Below are 15,481 nucleotides of genomic sequence, written 5' to 3'. Positions count from 1 at the left end.
GGCTCAGGACGTGCTCGGAACGGGGACCGCATGCCCCGATGGCTGGCGCAGGCGAACCGCGCCTTCGTGCAACTCGATGACGCGGTCCGCATGCGCGATGGTTTCAGGCCGGTGCGCGATCACGATGCGGGTGATGTTCAGCGCCTTGATGGCCTTGTTGAGCCGACGTTCCATGGCCACGTCCAGATGGCTGGTGGCTTCGTCCAGCACCAGGATCTGCGGGCGCCGATACAGCGCGCGGGCCAGGAACAGGCGCTGCTGCTGTCCACCGGAAAGGGAGGAGCCCATGTCGCCGACCAGGCTGTGATAGCCCATCGGCATCGCCACGATGTCGTCGTGCACGCCGGCAAGGCGCGCCGCGTCCTCGATGTCCTGCGGCGTGGCCAGGGCATCGAACAGGCTGATGTTTTCGGCGATCGAACCGGTGAACAGGTGATCGTCCTGCATGACGCTGGCGGTCATCGAACGGTAGCGCGACTTGCCGAGCCGGCGCAGGTCGATGCCGCCGATCTCGATCGTTCCCTGCTGCGGATCGAGCAGGCCCAGCAGCAGCCGGATCAAGGTGCTCTTGCCGCAGCCGGACGGCCCGACGATGGCCACCGATTCGCCCGGCCGCACCTCGAAGCTGCAATCGCGCAGGATCCATGGCTCGCCTTCGGCATAGCGGAAACCGACCTTGTTGAACGCCACGCCCGGTTCCGGCAGCGGGCCGACGTGCTCGCTGCTGGCGTAGGCTTCCGGCGCGGTCAGCACGATGTCGGCCAGGCGCTCGGCCTGCAGGCGCAGCATGCGCAGTTCGATCGCGTAATCGATGAGGCTGGCGACGCGGCTGCTGAACTGGTCGCCATAGGCGACGAACGCGGTCAGCATGCCGACGGTGAACTGGCCCTTCAGGCCAAGCCACGCGCCCAGCCACAGCACGCCCAGCCGCTGTGCGCCGGTGGCCAGACCCTGCAGCGCGGTGAACAGCATGTCCAGGCGCTGCACCGCGATCGAGGTATTGAGCGTGTCGGCCGCGGCGTTGAGGTAGCGCCCGGTCTGCTCGGCTTCCTGGTTGTGCAGGCGGATCGTCTGCACCCCGCGCACCGCTTCCAGGAAACGGCTGTGCTGTTTCGCGGTCACCGTGATCTGGCTGAGGTTGGCTTCGCGGTAGATGCGGAAATACAGCAGCCGCAGGCCGGCATACAGGGCCACTGCGCCCAGCACGATGGCCGACAGCAGCGGACTGTAGACGAACAGCACGACCAGGGTGATGCTGGCCATCAGGCCGTCGAGCAGGATCTCGACGAAGCGCGTGGTCAAGGTCTGCTGGATCGCGTCGATCGCGCCGAAGCGCGACACGATGTCGCCGAGGTGGCGCGCGCCGAAGTAGGAATGCGGCAGCCGCATCAGGTGCTGAAACACGTTGCCGGTCCAGCCCAGGTTGAAGTGGGTGCTGAGCCACATCACGGTCCAGCTGCGCAACGCCGAGACCAGCGTCTCCAGCACGATCAGCAAGGCGAAGCTGAGCCCGAGGAAGGTCAGCAGGTCGTGATCGCCGTCGGCGATGACCTGGTCCACCACCAGCTGCATGAACAACGGCGCGAGCAGGGCGAACAGTTCCAGTACCAGCGCCAGGCCGAAGATCTGCGCGAGCCCGCGGCCCAGGCCGCGGACCGAGCCGGCCAGCGAACGCAGCGAGACCGGCGGCGCCTCGCGTTGGCGCTGGAAGGTGGGGCCTTTCGAAAACTCGATGGCGACGCCGGTGAAATGCCGGGCGACGTCCGCCAGCGGCAGGCTGCGTACGCCCACCGCCGGATCGTGCAGGGTGACCTTGTTCCTGCCGACCTGGTGCAGCACCACGAAATGATCGAGGTCCCAATGCAGCACGCACGGCGTCTGCAACTGGCCGAGTTCTTCCATCTCCAGCCGCAGCGGCCGCGATTGCAGCCCCAGCGCATGCGCGACCTCGATCAGGCGCCGGGCGGTCATGCCTTTCAGCGACAGGGTGAAGCGCCGGCGCAGCGCGGCCAGGTCGGTGTGGTGGCCGTGGTAGCCGGCGATCATCGCCAGGCAGGCGAGTCCGCATTCGGCCGCTTCGGACTGCAGCACGTTCGGCAGGCTACGTGCGCGCCAGAAGCGCAGCGGCGGCAGGCCCTGCGCGCGCGCGGCATGCAGGCCGGCGCCGTTCGCGCTGCGGTCTTCGGCGTGGCGACTCACGAACCGCTGCTCCAGCGATGCCCCATGCCATACAGCGGCTCGAAGATCCATTCGACGATGCGGCGCCGGTCCAGCAGCATGTCCGCCTCCAGCGCCATGCCTGGGCGCAACGGCTGCTGCTGTCCATAGGCCTGGACGTTCTGGTTGGCCAGATCCACGTGCGCCAGGTACAGCGAGTCGGTCGATGGCGGCGCGCCGCCGCCGAGCAGCAGCGTCACCTCGCCGGGCATCAGCGCGCTGCGCGAGACGCTGCGCACCACACCGTGCTGCAGGCCGAATTTCTGATAGGGGAAGGCCTGATAGTGCAGGGTGACATCCACGCCCGGATGCACGAAGCCGACCGCCTGGCTGGGCACCAGCAGCTGCGCCTGCAGCCGCGAACCGTCGGGCACGATGGCGAGCAGCGGCTGCCCGAGCGACACCGACGCGCCGGGCTTCACCAGCAGCGAGGACACGATGCCGCTGGCCGGCGCGCGCAGTTCGCTGGCGCGGGTCGCTTCGTTCTGCGCCAGCGCCTGTTCGACCTGCGCCAATTGCCGGCGCAGTTCGTTGAGCTTGGCCGAGACCGCCAGCGGCAACTGGGTCAGCTGGTCGTCGAGCGCGCTTAGTTGCTGGCGCGTGCCGGCGCGCTGCTGCTGCAGCGAGCGCAATTGCGATTCGTCGGCGAGCAGCGCCGATTTTTCCTGCTCGACCTGCAGCGCAGGAATATAGCCGCCGGCCACCAGCCCGGACCACTTGTTCACCAGGTCCTGGACCAGCGCCATCTGTTTCTTCTCGATCGCGATCTGCGCGTCGATCTGCGCCAGCTGATCCTTCAGCAGGGTTTGCTGGGTGCGGTTGTCCTCGGCCTGCCTGTCGCGCAGGGTGAGCGCATCGCCGATGTCCTGGCGCAGGCTGCCCGCCTGCCGCTGCAGCTGCGCACTGACGCCGGCCGCGGTATTGCCCAGCGCCTTGCTGGTGTGTTCGCCCGACAAGGACACCAGGATCTGCCCGGCGACGACGCGATCGCCTTCCGCGGCGGCGACGCGCTCGACCACGCCGACGCTGTTTGCGGTCAGGCTGATCAAGCCGGCGCGCGGCACCAGCAGGCCGGTGACGTGCACGCGCTGCGTGTAGTGGCCGGCGAACAGCCAGGCGAGGATCGAGGCGCCGATGAGCAGCGCGGCCACCGTCCATGCCTGGGTCGAAACCGGCGTGGCCAACCGCACCGTTCCCAACCATGCCTGGCTGGGTGCTTCCAGCACTTCGCTGCAAAAAAGCGAACCTTCCATTTCAGTTCTTTCCGTATGAACTTCGCACGAAAAAATGCGGCAGGCGGCCAACCTGGCGTTCCATCGAGGACCCTGCTGCTGGTCCGGGCGCAACGGTTCCAGGCATGGCTTTCGCGAACCTTTCGGCATCGCGGCGCTGCGATCCGGCGCTGGCGCGCGCATGCGCCGCGTGCTGCGAACGAGTGAGACGGCGAGCGTCTTTCGCCGTTGCGAGGCCAAGAAAATCGACGTTGCTGCAGCGCGGGCGGACGGACGCAAGCGGCGCCGCGCGTCTTGTAGACAAATGCGTCGGGCCTGCCTGCAGTGGCGCAGGCGCGGGCCGAAAAGGACGCGCTTGCGCCGTCGCATCCCACCGCAGATGCCGGGCGGCGCCTGCACTTAAACGTACCTGTCATGCCGCAGCAGCAAACTGGCCGCGTGGCGGACGGCCACGCTACCGCCGCCTGTCGATGCTCGTCACTCGCCTTTCCTGCCCGCCGCAGTTCGCGGTCGTCTTGGTCGTGCACGTGCCCGCGACGTGCGGGATAGGGGCCGCTGGCGCCGAGGACGCTACGCATGTCGCGCCGCTGCGGTCGCCGCGGGTGCGGTGTCATCCGCGGCAGGACATGGACATGCGCGCATGACCGCTGCGTCGGTGCCCGTCGCGGCGACGCCGCCGCGCAAAGGCAGGTCCCGCGTCTGGCGTTATGCGCGCTGGCCGCTGGTGCTCCTGCTAGTGCTGCTGGCGGTGCTGGCCTTGGGCCCGCGGGTCAGCCCGCAACTGCCGCAGGTCGCGTTGCCGGCGGTGCCGCAGGATCCGCTTAGGCTGCAGGCCTGGCTCGACGCACGCGAACGCGCCACTGCCGGCCTGCGTGCGGACAACCAGGCGCGCATCGTCTGGGCCGACCCGGCGCATCCCGGGCGCCGCGATTGCGCCATGGTCTATCTGCACGGTTTCACCGCCAGCCAGGGCGAGGGCGCACCGACCCATCGACGCCTGGCGCGCAGCTTCGGCTGCAATCTGTATCTGCCGCGGTTGCCGGGGCATGGGCTGGTCGCCGCCGACGCCTTGCGCGGTGTCGATGCGCCGCGCCTGCTCGGCGGCGCCGCCGAGGCCTTGGCGGCGGCGCGCGTGCTGGGCCGGCGAGTGGTGGTGATCGGCAATTCGATGGGCGGCGCGCTGGCGCTGCAGACCGTGGCCGCGCATCCGCAGCAGGTGCAGGCCCTGGTGCTGTGGTCGCCGCTGGTGCGCGAGCACGGCGAGCAGCTGCAGCCGATGCTGTGGCCGTGGGGCGCGCAGCTGCTGCTGTGGTCGCGCAACGGCGGCGATCCGGTCATGCGCTACCCGGTCGATAGCGGCTACTGGGCCGACGCCACCCATGTCGACGGTTATCGTGCGCTGGCCGCGTTGACCCGTGGCGGCATGCGGCCGGCGACCTATGCGCGGATCCACGTGCCGGTGTTCCTCGGCTACTACTATCGCGACGCACAGCATCAGGACGCGACGGTCTCGGTGGCGGCGATGCAGGCGATGTTCGCGCAACTGGGCACGCCGCCGGCGCTGCGCCAGGCGGTGGATTTTCCCGGCGCCGGCAACCACGTGCTGGCGTCGCCGATCCGTTCCAGGGCGGTGCCGGCGGTGTTCGCGGCGACCTGCCGGTTCCTGGCCGGCAAGGGCGGGCTGATCCAGCCGGCGAACGTGCCCGACTGCGCGGCGGCGTGGGACGCCGACGCACGCCTGGACGCCGCCGCGGCGCACTGAGCGCGGCGCGGCGGCAATCGGATCGTCACTGCAGTTCGCGCAGGTCCAGCTTGCGCAGTTTCGGCGCTTTCCAGGCGGTGGTCGCGACCACGCCCAGGGTGACGCAGCCACCGATCACCACCGCCGGCACCAGGCCGACCAGGCGCGCCATGACGCCGTCGTAGAACGCGCCCAGCTCGTTCGACGAACCGATGAAGATGCCGTTGATCGAAGACACGCGGCCGCGCATCGCGTCCGGTGTCGCCAGCTGCAGGATGGTCGAACGCACGATCACCGACACCCCGTCGCACATGCCGTAGACCAGCAGGATCGCCGCCGACAGCCAGAAATGCCGCGACAGCCCGAAGGCGATGGTGCACAGGCCGAAACCGGCCACCGCCAGCAGCAGGATGCGGCCGGCGTTGCGCTGCAGCGGGCGCCGCGCCAGCCACAGCCCGACCAGTACCGAGCCCAGCGCCGGCGCGCCGCGCAGGATGCCCAGGCCTTCGGGGCCGTAATGCAGGATGTCGTGGATGAAGGCCGGCAGCATCGACACCGCGCCGCCGAGCAGCACCGAGAACATGTCCAGCGCCATCGCGCCGAGCATGATCTGGTTGGAGAACACGAACTGCGCGCCTTCGGCGATGCTGCGGAAGATCGGCGCACGCGGGCCGTCGTTGATCGGCTCGGTGACGCGCAACAGGAACAGCGCCAGCATCGCCACGCAGGCCACCGCCATGGCCACGCCATAGGACAGGCCCTTGCCACCCCAACCGACCAGCACCCCGCCCAGCGCCGGCCCGATCACCATGCCGGTCTGGAACACCACGCTGCCGATGCTGGCACCGCGTGCATAGGCCTCGCGCGGCAGCACGCGCGCGAACAGCGCGTTGTACACCGGCGACAGGAACGCCCGCGCCGCACCGGTCAGCGCGATCGCCGCGTAGATCGGCCACACGCCGCGCATCGGCAGCCAGCCGAGGGTCAGCGCGGTCAGCACCGCCGCGGTCGAAATCAGGCCCAGGCTGGCGAGCATGCCCAGCCGCCGCCGCGGCAGGTGATCGACCAGGTAGCCGGCGAACGGCGCGATGCAGAAGAACGGCACGATCTCGGCCAGCCCGATCAGGCCCAGCGAGAACGGATCGCGGGTGATCTCGTAGATGTGCCAACCGACCGTGACCGCAACGATCTGGTAGGACAGCATCGTGCAGATGCGGTAGGCCAGCACCAGCGCAAAGCCGGGGTGCGCCAGCAGCGTGCGCAGGCTCTGGGCGGGCGAGGGCAGCGGGGCGCTCATGCCTGCGCGCGCGCGCTGTCCTGGATGAACGCCAGGATCGCGGCCAGGCCGTTGCTGCGGGTCGGCGACAGGTGCTTGCCCAGGCCGATCGCGGCGACGAAGTCCGGTGCGGTGGCCAGGATGTCCGCGGCGCTGCGCCCGGAGTAGACCCGCAGCGCCAGGTAGATCAGGCCGGAGACGATCGCCGAGTCGCTGATCGCATGGAACACCAGCCGCTGCGCGTCGCCCTCGGGCACGATCCACACCATCGACTGGCAGCCGTGCAGGCGATGCTGCTCGGTCTTCCATTCCTCGGGAAACGCAGGCAGCTTGCGGCCCAGGTCGATCAGGTACTGGTAGCGCTCGGACCAGTCGCCGAAGAAGCCGAATTCCTCGGCGATGGCAGCCTGGGCCTCGGCGGGCGTGGGTTCGAGCGGGAAATCGGTATCGGTCATCGGAAATCCAGAATCAAGCGGTAAAGCCCCTCTCCCTGCGGGAGAGGGGTTTGGGGTGAGGGTACGGGCGCAGCCTCGCGAAAATTCGACGGCAGTCGCTACACCCGTCGTCTTCCCGGCGCTGCCGTACCCTCATCCGCCCCTTCGGGGCACCTTCTCCCGGCGGGAGAAGGGAGGGCTCAGGTGCGTTTCGGCATGCCTTGCGCCATGTTCGAGCGGGAAATCGGTATCGGTCATCGCAATCCAAGATCAAGCGCTAAAGCCCCTTTCCCCCGGGAGAGGGGCTGGGGTGAGGGTACGGGCGCAGCCTCGCGAAACATCGATGCCAGTGGCGCTGCCGTACCCTCATCCGCCCCTTCGGGGCACCTTCTCCCGACGGGAGAAGGAATAGCTCAGCCCCGCTTCCAGCGTACGCCCTGCGGTGTGTCCTCCAGCACAATGCCTTCGTCGGCCAGCGCCTGGCGGATCGCGTCGGCGCGGGCGAAGTCGCGGTTCTTCTTGGCGGTGCTGCGTTCGTCGATCAGCGCCTGGATGCGCGCATCGTCGCCGTCGCCGACGCCGCGGTTGAACCAGGCCTCGGGCGTCTGCTGCAGCAGGCCCAGCGCCAGACCGGCACCGAGCAGGTCGGCCTTCACCTGCTGTAACTGCGCTTGCAGTTGCGCGTCGCGCACTGCGTCGGGACCGCCGGCCGGCGCGAGCAACTGCCGCGCCACGGTCGCGATCCGCGCCACTTCGGCCAGCGCCTGCGGCGTGTTGAGATCGTCTTCCAGCGCGGCCTCGATCGCCTGCGGAATCGATGCGGTGGCCTGGACCGCGTCCAGCGCACGCAAGGTGCCGTACAGCCGGTCCAGGGTGTTCTTGCACTGCTCGATCAACGCTTCGGACCAATCCAGCGGCTGCCGGTAGTGCGCGCTCAACAACGCATAGCGCAGCGCTTCCGGCGGATGCCGGGCGATCAGGTCGTGTACGGTCTCGATGTTGCCCAGCGACTTGCTCATCTTCGCGCCGCTGAAGTTGAGCATGCCGTTGTGCAGCCAGAACCGGGCAAAGGTGGCGCCGCCGTGGGCGCACTCGCTCTGCGCGATCTCGTTCTCGTGGTGCGGGAACTGCAGGTCCACGCCGCCGGCATGGATGTCGATGGTCGGTCCCAGATGCGCGGCGGCCATCGCCGAGCATTCGATGTGCCAGCCGGGGCGGCCGCGGCCCCACGGCGAATCCCAGCCCGGCAGGTCGTCGCTGGACGGCTTCCACAGCACGAAGTCGCCCGCGTCGCGCTTGTACGGCGCCACCTCGACGCGGGCGCCGGCCAGCATTTCCTCCGGGTCGCGCCGCGACAGTTTGCCGTAGCCGGGGAAACTGCCTACCGCGAACAGCACGTGGCCCTCGGCGGCATAGGCATGGCCGCTGCCGATCAGCCGCTCGATCATCGCCACGATCTGCGGGATGTGCGCGGTGGCTTCCGGCTCCAGGTCCGGCGGCTGCACGCCCAGCGCGGCCATGTCCTGCCGGTAGATGGCGGCGAAGCGGTCGGTGATGGTGGCGATCGGCACGCCCTGCGCCTGCGCGGCGGCGTTGATCTTGTCGTCCACGTCGGTGATGTTGCGCGCGTAGCGCAGCGCGCCGTAGCGGCGCCGCAGCAGTGCGGCCAGCACGTCGAACACCACCGGGCCGCGCGCGTTGCCGATGTGCGCGTAGTTGTAGACGGTGGGGCCGCAGACATACAGCGTGGGACCGGCGAGCGGATCGAGCGGTTCGAAGGCATCGACCCGGCGGGTCAGGTTGTTGTGCAGGCGCAGGCTCATCGGCATCGGGCGTGGGGAAGCCTTGCGATTCTACCGGCAGCGGCCCAGGGCGTCTCATCCATTCCGGGGAAGCCGCGGCGTGTCCGCCAGGCTGTCAGTTGCAGGTACGTGGTGCAGCGCCTGACCGGCGCGGTCAGGTCCAGTCGCGCCTCACCGGTTGGCAGCCTGCCAGGCGCAACCCGCAGGACCGCGGTTGCGCGCGCCAGCGGCCGCGTCGTCGCCGGCCGTGGACGCGTGTCGGTTTCCTCGCTGTTCCTTGCCGCGCACGCACAAAATCGGTGCGACATGCCGCGCGGTAGTGGCCTGTCCACCCCAAGCCGGGACAAGCCATCGGGCCGTAGGCCCGCGTTCAGCCCGACGCAAGCTGGGATGCCTACACTGATCGATCTGTCCTTCTAAGCCTGGTGCCGATGCGTCCGTACCTGTTGTTGCCGCTGGTCGGCCTGTTCGCATGCGCCGCGCCGGCCTGGGCGCAGGACAGCGAGACGCGCAACCGCGTGGTGGTGATCGAGAACGTCAAGCTCGACTACGCGCAGGTGCTGAACGTGGAGCCGGTCTACCAGACCCTGCGCGCCACCCGCACCGAACAACAATGCGACCCGGTGCAGGCGCCGGCCTCGACACCGGCGCCGGCGCCGGCCAAGCCGGAGGACGACAGCCGGCTCAACCGGCTGATGGATTCGGTCAAGGACATCTTCAGCCGCCGCCACGAGGAGGCGCCAGCGCCGGCCGCCGCCGCGCCGGCGCCGGCGTCGAGCGGGCGCAACTGCCGCACCGTCGAGGTCGGCCGCGAGTTCCGGCGTCCGATCGCCTACGACGTGGACTATGTCTACAAGGGCACCAAGTACCGCTCGCGGCTGCCGGAGGATCCGGGCAACCGGCTGCGCATCCGCGTGTCGGTGGCGCCATACGTGCCCGACGCGGTCGTGGTGCCGCCGCGATGAGCGCGCGCGCGCTTGCGCCTGCGGCGTGCGCGTGCGAGGATGCGCGCCGATGAAAGCGAACCTGCCCCAGCACGATCTCAGCGCCGCACGCATGGCTTCGGGCATGACGTCGCGCGCGCGCCGACCGGAATCCCACATTCTGGCTGGGTAACCGGAGCGCTGTGCTGTTCGTTCTGAAAAACCCAGCCCGAGGCTGGGTTTTTTCGTTTTCATACCCCGGAAAGGTTTCACCTGTAAAGAACCGACTACCGCGCGTCCCGCGCACGCCACCACCGCGGTGGCTCCACGCAGCAAAGGATGGACCGATGTCTCTGAAGCACTTCTTGAACACCCAGGACTGGAGCCGGGTCGAGCTGGACGCGCTGCTGACCCAGGCCGCGCTGTTCAAGCGCAACAAGCTGGGCAGCGAGCTGAAGGGCAAGTCGATCGCGCTGGTGTTCTTCAATCCGTCGATGCGCACCCGCACCAGCTTCGAGCTGGGCGCGTTCCAGCTGGGCGGGCATGCGGTGGTGCTGCAGCCGGGCAAGGACGCGTGGCCGATCGAGTTCGACCTGGGCACGGTGATGGACGGCGACACCGAGGAGCACATCGCCGAGGTGGCGCGGGTGCTGGGCCGCTACGTCGACCTGATCGGGGTACGCGCGTTCCCGAAGTTCGTGGACTGGTCCAAGGACCGCGAGGACCTGGTGCTGAAGAGCTTCGCCAGGTATTCGCCGGTGCCGGTGATCAACATGGAGACCATCACCCACCCATGCCAGGAGCTGGCGCACGCGCTGGCGCTGCAGGAGCATTTCGGCACCCAGGACCTGCGCGGCAAGAAGTACGTGCTGACCTGGACCTACCATCCCAAGCCGCTGAACACCGCGGTGGCCAATTCGGCGCTGACCATCGCCACCCGCTTGGGGATGGACGTGACCCTGCTGTGCCCGACCCCGGACTACGTGCTGGACCAGCGCTACATGGACTGGGCGGCGCAGAACGTGGCCGAAAGCGGCGGCTCGCTGCAGGTCAGCCACGACATCGACAGCGCCTACGCCGGTGCCGACGTGGTCTACGCCAAGAGCTGGGGCGCGCTGCCGTTCTTCGGCAACTGGGGTCCGGAAAAGCCGATCCGCGACCAGTACCAGCACTTCATCGTCGACGAGCGCAAGATGGCGTTGACCAACAACGGCGTGTTCTCGCACTGCCTGCCGCTGCGCCGCAACGTCAAGGCCACCGACGCGGTGATGGATTCGCCGAACTGCATCGCCATCGACGAGGCCGAGAACCGGCTGCATGTGCAGAAGGCGATCATGGCGGCCCTGGTGGGCCAGGGCCGCCGGGATTCGTGATTCGGGATTGGGGATTCGCAACGGCGACATCCCTTCCCGCACCTAATTTAGTCAACCGCAGAGAGATTCCCCCATGTCGCAGCAAACCGCTTCCACGAATCCTGAATCCCCAATCCCGACTCCCGGCACCAAGGACATCGTCCTGGCCTTCTCCGGCGGCCTGGACACCAGCTTCTGCATTCCGTATCTGCAGGCCAAGGGTTACGCCGTGCACACGGTGTTCGCCGACACCGGCGGGGTGGACGACGAGGAGCGCGAGTTCATCGAGAAGCGCGCCGCCGAGCTGGGCGCGGCCAGCCACGTCACCGTCGATGGCGGCCCGGCGATCTGGAACGGCTTCGTCAAGCCGTTCGTGTGGGCCGGTGAGGGCTACCAGGGCCAGTACCCGTTGCTGGTATCCGACCGCTACCTGATCGTCGATGCCGCGCTCAAGCGCGCCGACGAGTTGGGCACCAAGATCATCGCGCACGGCTGCACCGGCATGGGCAACGACCAGGTGCGGTTCGACCTGGCGGTCAAGGCGCTGGGCGACTATGAGATCGTGGCGCCGATCCGCGAGATCCAGAAGGAGCACACCCAGACCCGCGCCTACGAGCAGAAGTATCTGGAAGAGCGCGGCTTCGGCGTGCGCGCCAAGCAGAAGGCCTACACGATCAACGAGAACCTGCTCGGCGTGACCATGTCCGGCGGCGAGATCGACCGCTGGGAAGCGCCGGGCGAGGGCACCCGCGGCTGGTGCGCGCCGCGCAGCGCCTGGCCGATCGAGCCATTGACGGTGACCTTGAAGTTCGAGCACGGCGAAGCGGTGGCGGTGGACGGCAAGCCGCTGGAAGGCGCCAAGCTGCTGGCCAAGCTCAACAAGCTGTTCGCCCCGTACGGCGTGGGCCGCGGCATGTACACCGGCGACACCGTGATCGGGCTGAAGGGCCGCATCGTGTTCGAAGCGCCGGGCCTGATTTCGCTGCTGGCCGCGCACCGCGCGCTGGAGGACGCGGTGCTGACCAAGCAGCAGAACCGTTTCAAGCCGGAAGTGGCGCGCAAGTGGGTGGAGCTGGTCTACGAAGGCTTCTACCACGATCCGTTGAAGACCGACCTGGAGGCGTTCCTGAATTCCTCGCAGGCCAAGGTCAACGGCGAAGTCACGCTGGAGACCCGCGGCGGCCGCGTCGACGCGGTGGCGGTGAAGTCGCCGCACCTGCTCAACGCCAAGGGCGCGACCTACGCGCAGTCGGCGGACTGGGGCGTGGCCGAGGCCGAGGGCTTCATCAAGCTGTTCGGCATGAGCTCGACGCTGTACGCGCAAGTCAACCGCTGAGCAAAAAGCCCCTCTCCCACCGGGAGAGGGGTTGGGGTGAGGGTACGTGCGAAGCCTCGCACTGTTTCGCCACGCGAGCTTCGTCTCCTTCACCCGCTCGGACGATTCGATTCACCAGGCTTCGCCCCGTACCCTCATCTGCCCACTGCAATATCGATTTTCGCGAGGCTTCGCCCGTACCCTCATCCGCCCCCTTCGGGGGCACCTTCTCCCGGTGGGAGAAGGAATTGCCGTGATGGAACCCATGCACGCACTGCGCATCAGCACCGACAAGCAGGAACTGGATCTGCCGTTGATCCATCGCTTCCTCAGCGAGCAGGCCTATTGGTGCCTGGGCATCCCGCTGGACACGGTGCGGCGGGCGATCGCCGGCTCGCTGTGCTTCGGCGGCTATGTCGAGGGCGCAGGGCAGGTGGCGTTCGCGCGGGCGATCTCCGACGGCGCGACCTTCGCCTACCTGGCCGATGTGTTCGTGCTCGACGCGTATCGCGGCCGCGGCTACGGCAAGCAGCTGGTCGCCGCGATCATGGCGCATCCGCAGCTGCAGGGCCTGCGTCGCTTCATGCTCGCCACCTCCGATGCGCATGCGCTGTACGCCCGGCACGGCTTCGCCGCGCCAGCGCGACCGCAGTCGCTGATGGAAATCGCCCATCCCGATCTTTACCGCACCAGCATCCCGGCTGCCTGACCCGCCATGACCGATCTGCTCGAACCCACTCTCGCGCACCTGCAGCAGCTGGTGTCCTTCGACACCCGCAATCCGCCGCGCGCGATCGGCACCGGCGGCATCTTCGACTATCTGCGTGCGCAGCTGTCGGGATTCCGGGTCGAGGTGATCGATCACGGCGCCGGCGCGGTCAGCCTGTACGCGGTGCGCGGCACGCCGAAGTACCTGTTCAACGTGCACCTGGACACGGTGCCGGATTCGCCGCACTGGAGCGCCGACCCGCACGCGATGCGGCGTACCGAAGACCGCGTGATCGGTCTGGGCGTGTGCGACATCAAGGGCGCGGCCGCGGCGCTGGTCGCGGCGGCCAATGCCGGCGACGGCGATGCCGCGTTCCTGTTCTCCAGCGACGAGGAAGCCAACGATCCGCGTTGCATCGCCGCGTTCCTGGAGCGGGGCATTCCCTACGAGGCGGTGCTGGTGGCCGAGCCGACGATGAGCGAGGCGGTGCTGGCGCATCGCGGCATCAGTTCGGTGCTGATGCGCTTCGCCGGACGTGCCGGGCATGCGTCGGGCAAGCAGGATCCGTCGGCCAGCGCGCTGCATCAGGCGATGCGCTGGGGCGGCAAGGCGCTGGATCATGTGGAGTCGCTGGCGCACGCGCGCTTCGGCGGCCTGACCGGGCTGCGCTTCAACATCGGCCGGGTCGAGGGCGGGATCAAGGCCAACATGATCGCGCCGGCCGCCGAGCTGCGTTTCGGCTTCCGCCCGCTGCCGTCGATGGATGTGGACGCGTTGCTGGCGACCTTTGCCGGCTTCGCCGATCCGGCCGCCGCGCACTTCGAGGAAACCTTCCGCGGGCCGAGCCTGCCGTCCGGGAACATCGCCCATGCCGAGGACAAGCGCCTGGCCGCGCGCGACGTCGCCGATGCGCTGGATCTGCCGATCGGCAACGCGGTGGATTTCTGGACCGAGGCCTCGCTGTTCTCGGCCGGCGGCTACACCGCGCTGGTCTACGGCCCGGGCGACATCGCCCAGGCGCACACCGCCGACGAGTTCGTGACGCTGCAGCAGTTGCAGCGCTACGCGACCTCGGTGCACCGCATCATCAACGGCGTGCGCTGAGCGCGCGCCGCCGGGGCCACGGCCCTTTCATCCCGGATCACGGAACCGCCATCACCGCCATGCACGCCAACAAGCAAACCCGCCAGACCATCGTCCGCCTGCTCTCGAGCATGGCCAGCGCCAAGGAGATCAGCCAGTACCTCAAGCGCTTTTCGCAGCTCGACGCCAAGCGCTTCGCCGTGGTCAAGGTCGGCGGCGCGGTGCTGCGCGACGATCTGGAGGCGCTGACGTCCTCGCTGTCGTTCCTGCAGGAAGTCGGGTTGACCCCGATCGTGCTGCACGGCGCCGGCCCGCAGCTGGATGCGGAGCTGTCGGCCGCCGGCATCGAGAAGCAGACCGTCAACGGCCTGCGGGTGACCTCGCCGGAAGCGCTGGCGATCGTGCGCAAGGTGTTCCAGGCCTCCAACCTCAAGCTGGTCGAAGCGCTGCAGCAGAACGGCGCGCGCGCCACCTCGATCACCGGCGGCGTGTTCGAGGCGCAGTACCTGGATCGCGACACCTACGGCCTGGTCGGCGAGGTCAAGGCGGTGAACCTGGCGCCGATCGAGGCCAGCCTGCAGGCCGGCTCGATCCCGGTGATCACCAGCCTGGGCGAAACCCCGAGCGGGCAGATCCTCAACATCAACGCCGATTTCGCCGCCAACGAACTGGTGCAGGAACTGCAGCCGTACAAGATCATCTTCCTCACCGGCACCGGCGGGCTGCTCGACGAGCAGGGCAGGGTGATCGATTCGATCAACCTGTCCACCGAGTACGACCACCTGATCGCGCAGCCATGGATCCATGGCGGCATGAAGGTGAAGATCGAGCAGATCAAGGATCTGCTGGACCGCCTGCCGCTGGAATCGTCGGTATCGATCACGCGCCCGGCCGACCTGGCCAAGGAGCTGTTCACCCACAAGGGCTCGGGCACGCTGGTGCGGCGCGGTGAGAAGGTGTTGCGCGCCACCGCGTGGAGCGAGCTGGACACGCAGCGGCTGACGTCGCTGATCGAATCCAGCTTCGGCCGCGCCCTGGTGCCCGACTATTTCGACAAGACCCGGCTGCTGCGCGCCTACGTGAGCGAGAACTACCGCGCCGCGGTGATCCTGACCGACGAGGACGGCTACACCTACCTGGACAAGTTCGCGGTGCTCGACGACGCGCAGGGCGAAGGCCTGGGCCGCGCGGTGTGGAACGTGATGCGCGAGGAGACCCCGCAGCTGTTCTGGCGCTCGCGCCACAACAACCAGGTCAACATCTTCTACTACGCCGAATCCGACGGCTGCTTCAAGCAGGAGAAGTGGAAGGTGTTCTGGTACGGGTTGGAGAGCTTCGAGCAGATCCAGCACTGCGTGGCGCATTGCGCCACCCGCACGCCGACCCTGCTGGGCTAG

General features: G+C 68.4%; 12 protein-coding genes. 7 read left to right on the top strand and 5 right to left on the bottom strand.

Annotation, left to right across the window (positions count from 1 at the left end; translation table 11 throughout):
* Positions 1–3: 3 nt before the first annotated feature.
* Both AB3X08_RS13490 and AB3X08_RS13485 read right to left on the bottom strand, forming a co-directional pair.
* Positions 4–2,199, bottom strand: coding sequence for a peptidase domain-containing ABC transporter (locus tag AB3X08_RS13490; protein ID WP_369933153.1), 2,196 nt, complete (start codon positions 2,197–2,199; stop codon positions 4–6).
* Positions 2,196–3,470 (bottom strand): HlyD family efflux transporter periplasmic adaptor subunit, encoded by a 1,275-nt coding sequence (locus AB3X08_RS13485; RefSeq protein ID WP_369933151.1) that lies wholly within the window; start codon positions 3,468–3,470, stop codon positions 2,196–2,198. The genes AB3X08_RS13490 and AB3X08_RS13485 overlap by 4 nt, the downstream gene beginning before the upstream one ends.
* Positions 3,471–4,089: 619 nt before the next feature.
* Between AB3X08_RS13485 and AB3X08_RS13480 the strand changes: the two genes are divergently transcribed.
* Positions 4,090–5,211, top strand: coding sequence for an alpha/beta hydrolase (locus AB3X08_RS13480; RefSeq protein ID WP_369933149.1), 1,122 nt, complete (start codon positions 4,090–4,092; stop codon positions 5,209–5,211).
* Between the two features lie 25 nt (positions 5,212–5,236).
* On the opposite strand, the gene AB3X08_RS13475 is transcribed toward AB3X08_RS13480, so the two are convergent.
* From AB3X08_RS13475 to cysS, 3 genes are all read right to left on the bottom strand, one after another.
* On the bottom strand, positions 5,237–6,487 hold the full coding sequence (locus AB3X08_RS13475; RefSeq protein ID WP_369933148.1) for an MFS transporter: 1,251 nt from the start codon (positions 6,485–6,487) through the stop codon (positions 5,237–5,239).
* Positions 6,484–6,921 (bottom strand): SufE family protein, encoded by a 438-nt coding sequence (locus tag AB3X08_RS13470; protein ID WP_369933147.1) that lies wholly within the window; start codon positions 6,919–6,921, stop codon positions 6,484–6,486. Before AB3X08_RS13470 ends, AB3X08_RS13475 begins: the two co-directional genes overlap by 4 nt.
* Positions 6,922–7,313: 392 nt before the next feature.
* Positions 7,314–8,723, bottom strand: a complete 1,410-nt coding sequence (gene cysS, locus AB3X08_RS13465) for a cysteine--tRNA ligase (RefSeq protein ID WP_369933146.1) — start codon at positions 8,721–8,723, stop codon at positions 7,314–7,316.
* Positions 8,724–9,133: 410 nt separating this feature from the next.
* On the opposite strand from cysS, the gene AB3X08_RS13460 reads away from it, so the two are divergent.
* The 6 genes from AB3X08_RS13460 (at position 9,134) to AB3X08_RS13435 (ending at position 15,481) form a co-directional block, all read left to right on the top strand.
* On the top strand, positions 9,134–9,667 hold the full coding sequence (locus AB3X08_RS13460) for a hypothetical protein (RefSeq protein ID WP_369933145.1): 534 nt from the start codon (positions 9,134–9,136) through the stop codon (positions 9,665–9,667).
* Positions 9,668–9,972: 305 nt separating this feature from the next.
* Entirely contained in the window at positions 9,973–10,998 is a 1,026-nt protein-coding gene (locus AB3X08_RS13455) for an N-acetylornithine carbamoyltransferase (RefSeq protein ID WP_369933144.1), read from the top strand.
* Between the two features lie 73 nt (positions 10,999–11,071).
* Positions 11,072–12,313 carry an argininosuccinate synthase gene (locus AB3X08_RS13450; protein WP_369933143.1) on the top strand — a complete coding sequence of 414 codons (1,242 nt, stop codon included), beginning with the start codon at positions 11,072–11,074 and terminating at the stop codon, positions 12,311–12,313.
* Between the two features lie 235 nt (positions 12,314–12,548).
* Positions 12,549–13,001: a GNAT family N-acetyltransferase gene (locus tag AB3X08_RS13445; RefSeq protein WP_369933142.1), complete on the top strand. Its 453-nt coding sequence runs from the start codon at positions 12,549–12,551 to the stop codon at positions 12,999–13,001.
* A 6-nt stretch (positions 13,002–13,007) separates the two neighbouring features.
* A complete protein-coding gene (locus tag AB3X08_RS13440) occupies positions 13,008–14,105 on the top strand; it encodes an acetylornithine deacetylase (RefSeq protein WP_369933140.1) in 1,098 nt (365 codons plus the stop codon).
* A 59-nt stretch (positions 14,106–14,164) separates the two neighbouring features.
* Positions 14,165–15,481, top strand: a complete 1,317-nt coding sequence (locus tag AB3X08_RS13435) for an acetylglutamate kinase (RefSeq protein WP_369933139.1) — start codon at positions 14,165–14,167, stop codon at positions 15,479–15,481.

The organism is Xanthomonas sp. DAR 34887 (genome assembly GCF_041245805.1).
Lineage (GTDB): Bacteria > Pseudomonadota > Gammaproteobacteria > Xanthomonadales > Xanthomonadaceae > Xanthomonas_A > Xanthomonas_A tesorieronis.
Note: the sequence above shows the minus strand (reverse complement) of the source record. Positions and strands in the feature narration are given on the sequence as shown.

Coding starts and splice junctions, on each gene's coding strand:
- AB3X08_RS13475 (WP_369933148.1), bottom strand. CDS start 6,487: ATGAGCGCCCCGCTGCCCTCGCCCGCCCAGAGCCTGCGCACGCTGCTG.
- AB3X08_RS13445 (WP_369933142.1), top strand. CDS start 12,549: ATGGAACCCATGCACGCACTGCGCATCAGCACCGACAAGCAGGAACTG.
- AB3X08_RS13470 (WP_369933147.1), bottom strand. CDS start 6,921: ATGACCGATACCGATTTCCCGCTCGAACCCACGCCCGCCGAGGCCCAG.
- cysS (WP_369933146.1), bottom strand. CDS start 8,723: ATGAGCCTGCGCCTGCACAACAACCTGACCCGCCGGGTCGATGCCTTC.
- AB3X08_RS13435 (WP_369933139.1), top strand. CDS start 14,165: ATGCACGCCAACAAGCAAACCCGCCAGACCATCGTCCGCCTGCTCTCG.
- AB3X08_RS13485 (WP_369933151.1), bottom strand. CDS start 3,470: ATGGAAGGTTCGCTTTTTTGCAGCGAAGTGCTGGAAGCACCCAGCCAG.
- AB3X08_RS13450 (WP_369933143.1), top strand. CDS start 11,072: ATGTCGCAGCAAACCGCTTCCACGAATCCTGAATCCCCAATCCCGACT.
- AB3X08_RS13480 (WP_369933149.1), top strand. CDS start 4,090: ATGACCGCTGCGTCGGTGCCCGTCGCGGCGACGCCGCCGCGCAAAGGC.
- AB3X08_RS13460 (WP_369933145.1), top strand. CDS start 9,134: ATGCGTCCGTACCTGTTGTTGCCGCTGGTCGGCCTGTTCGCATGCGCC.
- AB3X08_RS13455 (WP_369933144.1), top strand. CDS start 9,973: ATGTCTCTGAAGCACTTCTTGAACACCCAGGACTGGAGCCGGGTCGAG.
- AB3X08_RS13440 (WP_369933140.1), top strand. CDS start 13,008: ATGACCGATCTGCTCGAACCCACTCTCGCGCACCTGCAGCAGCTGGTG.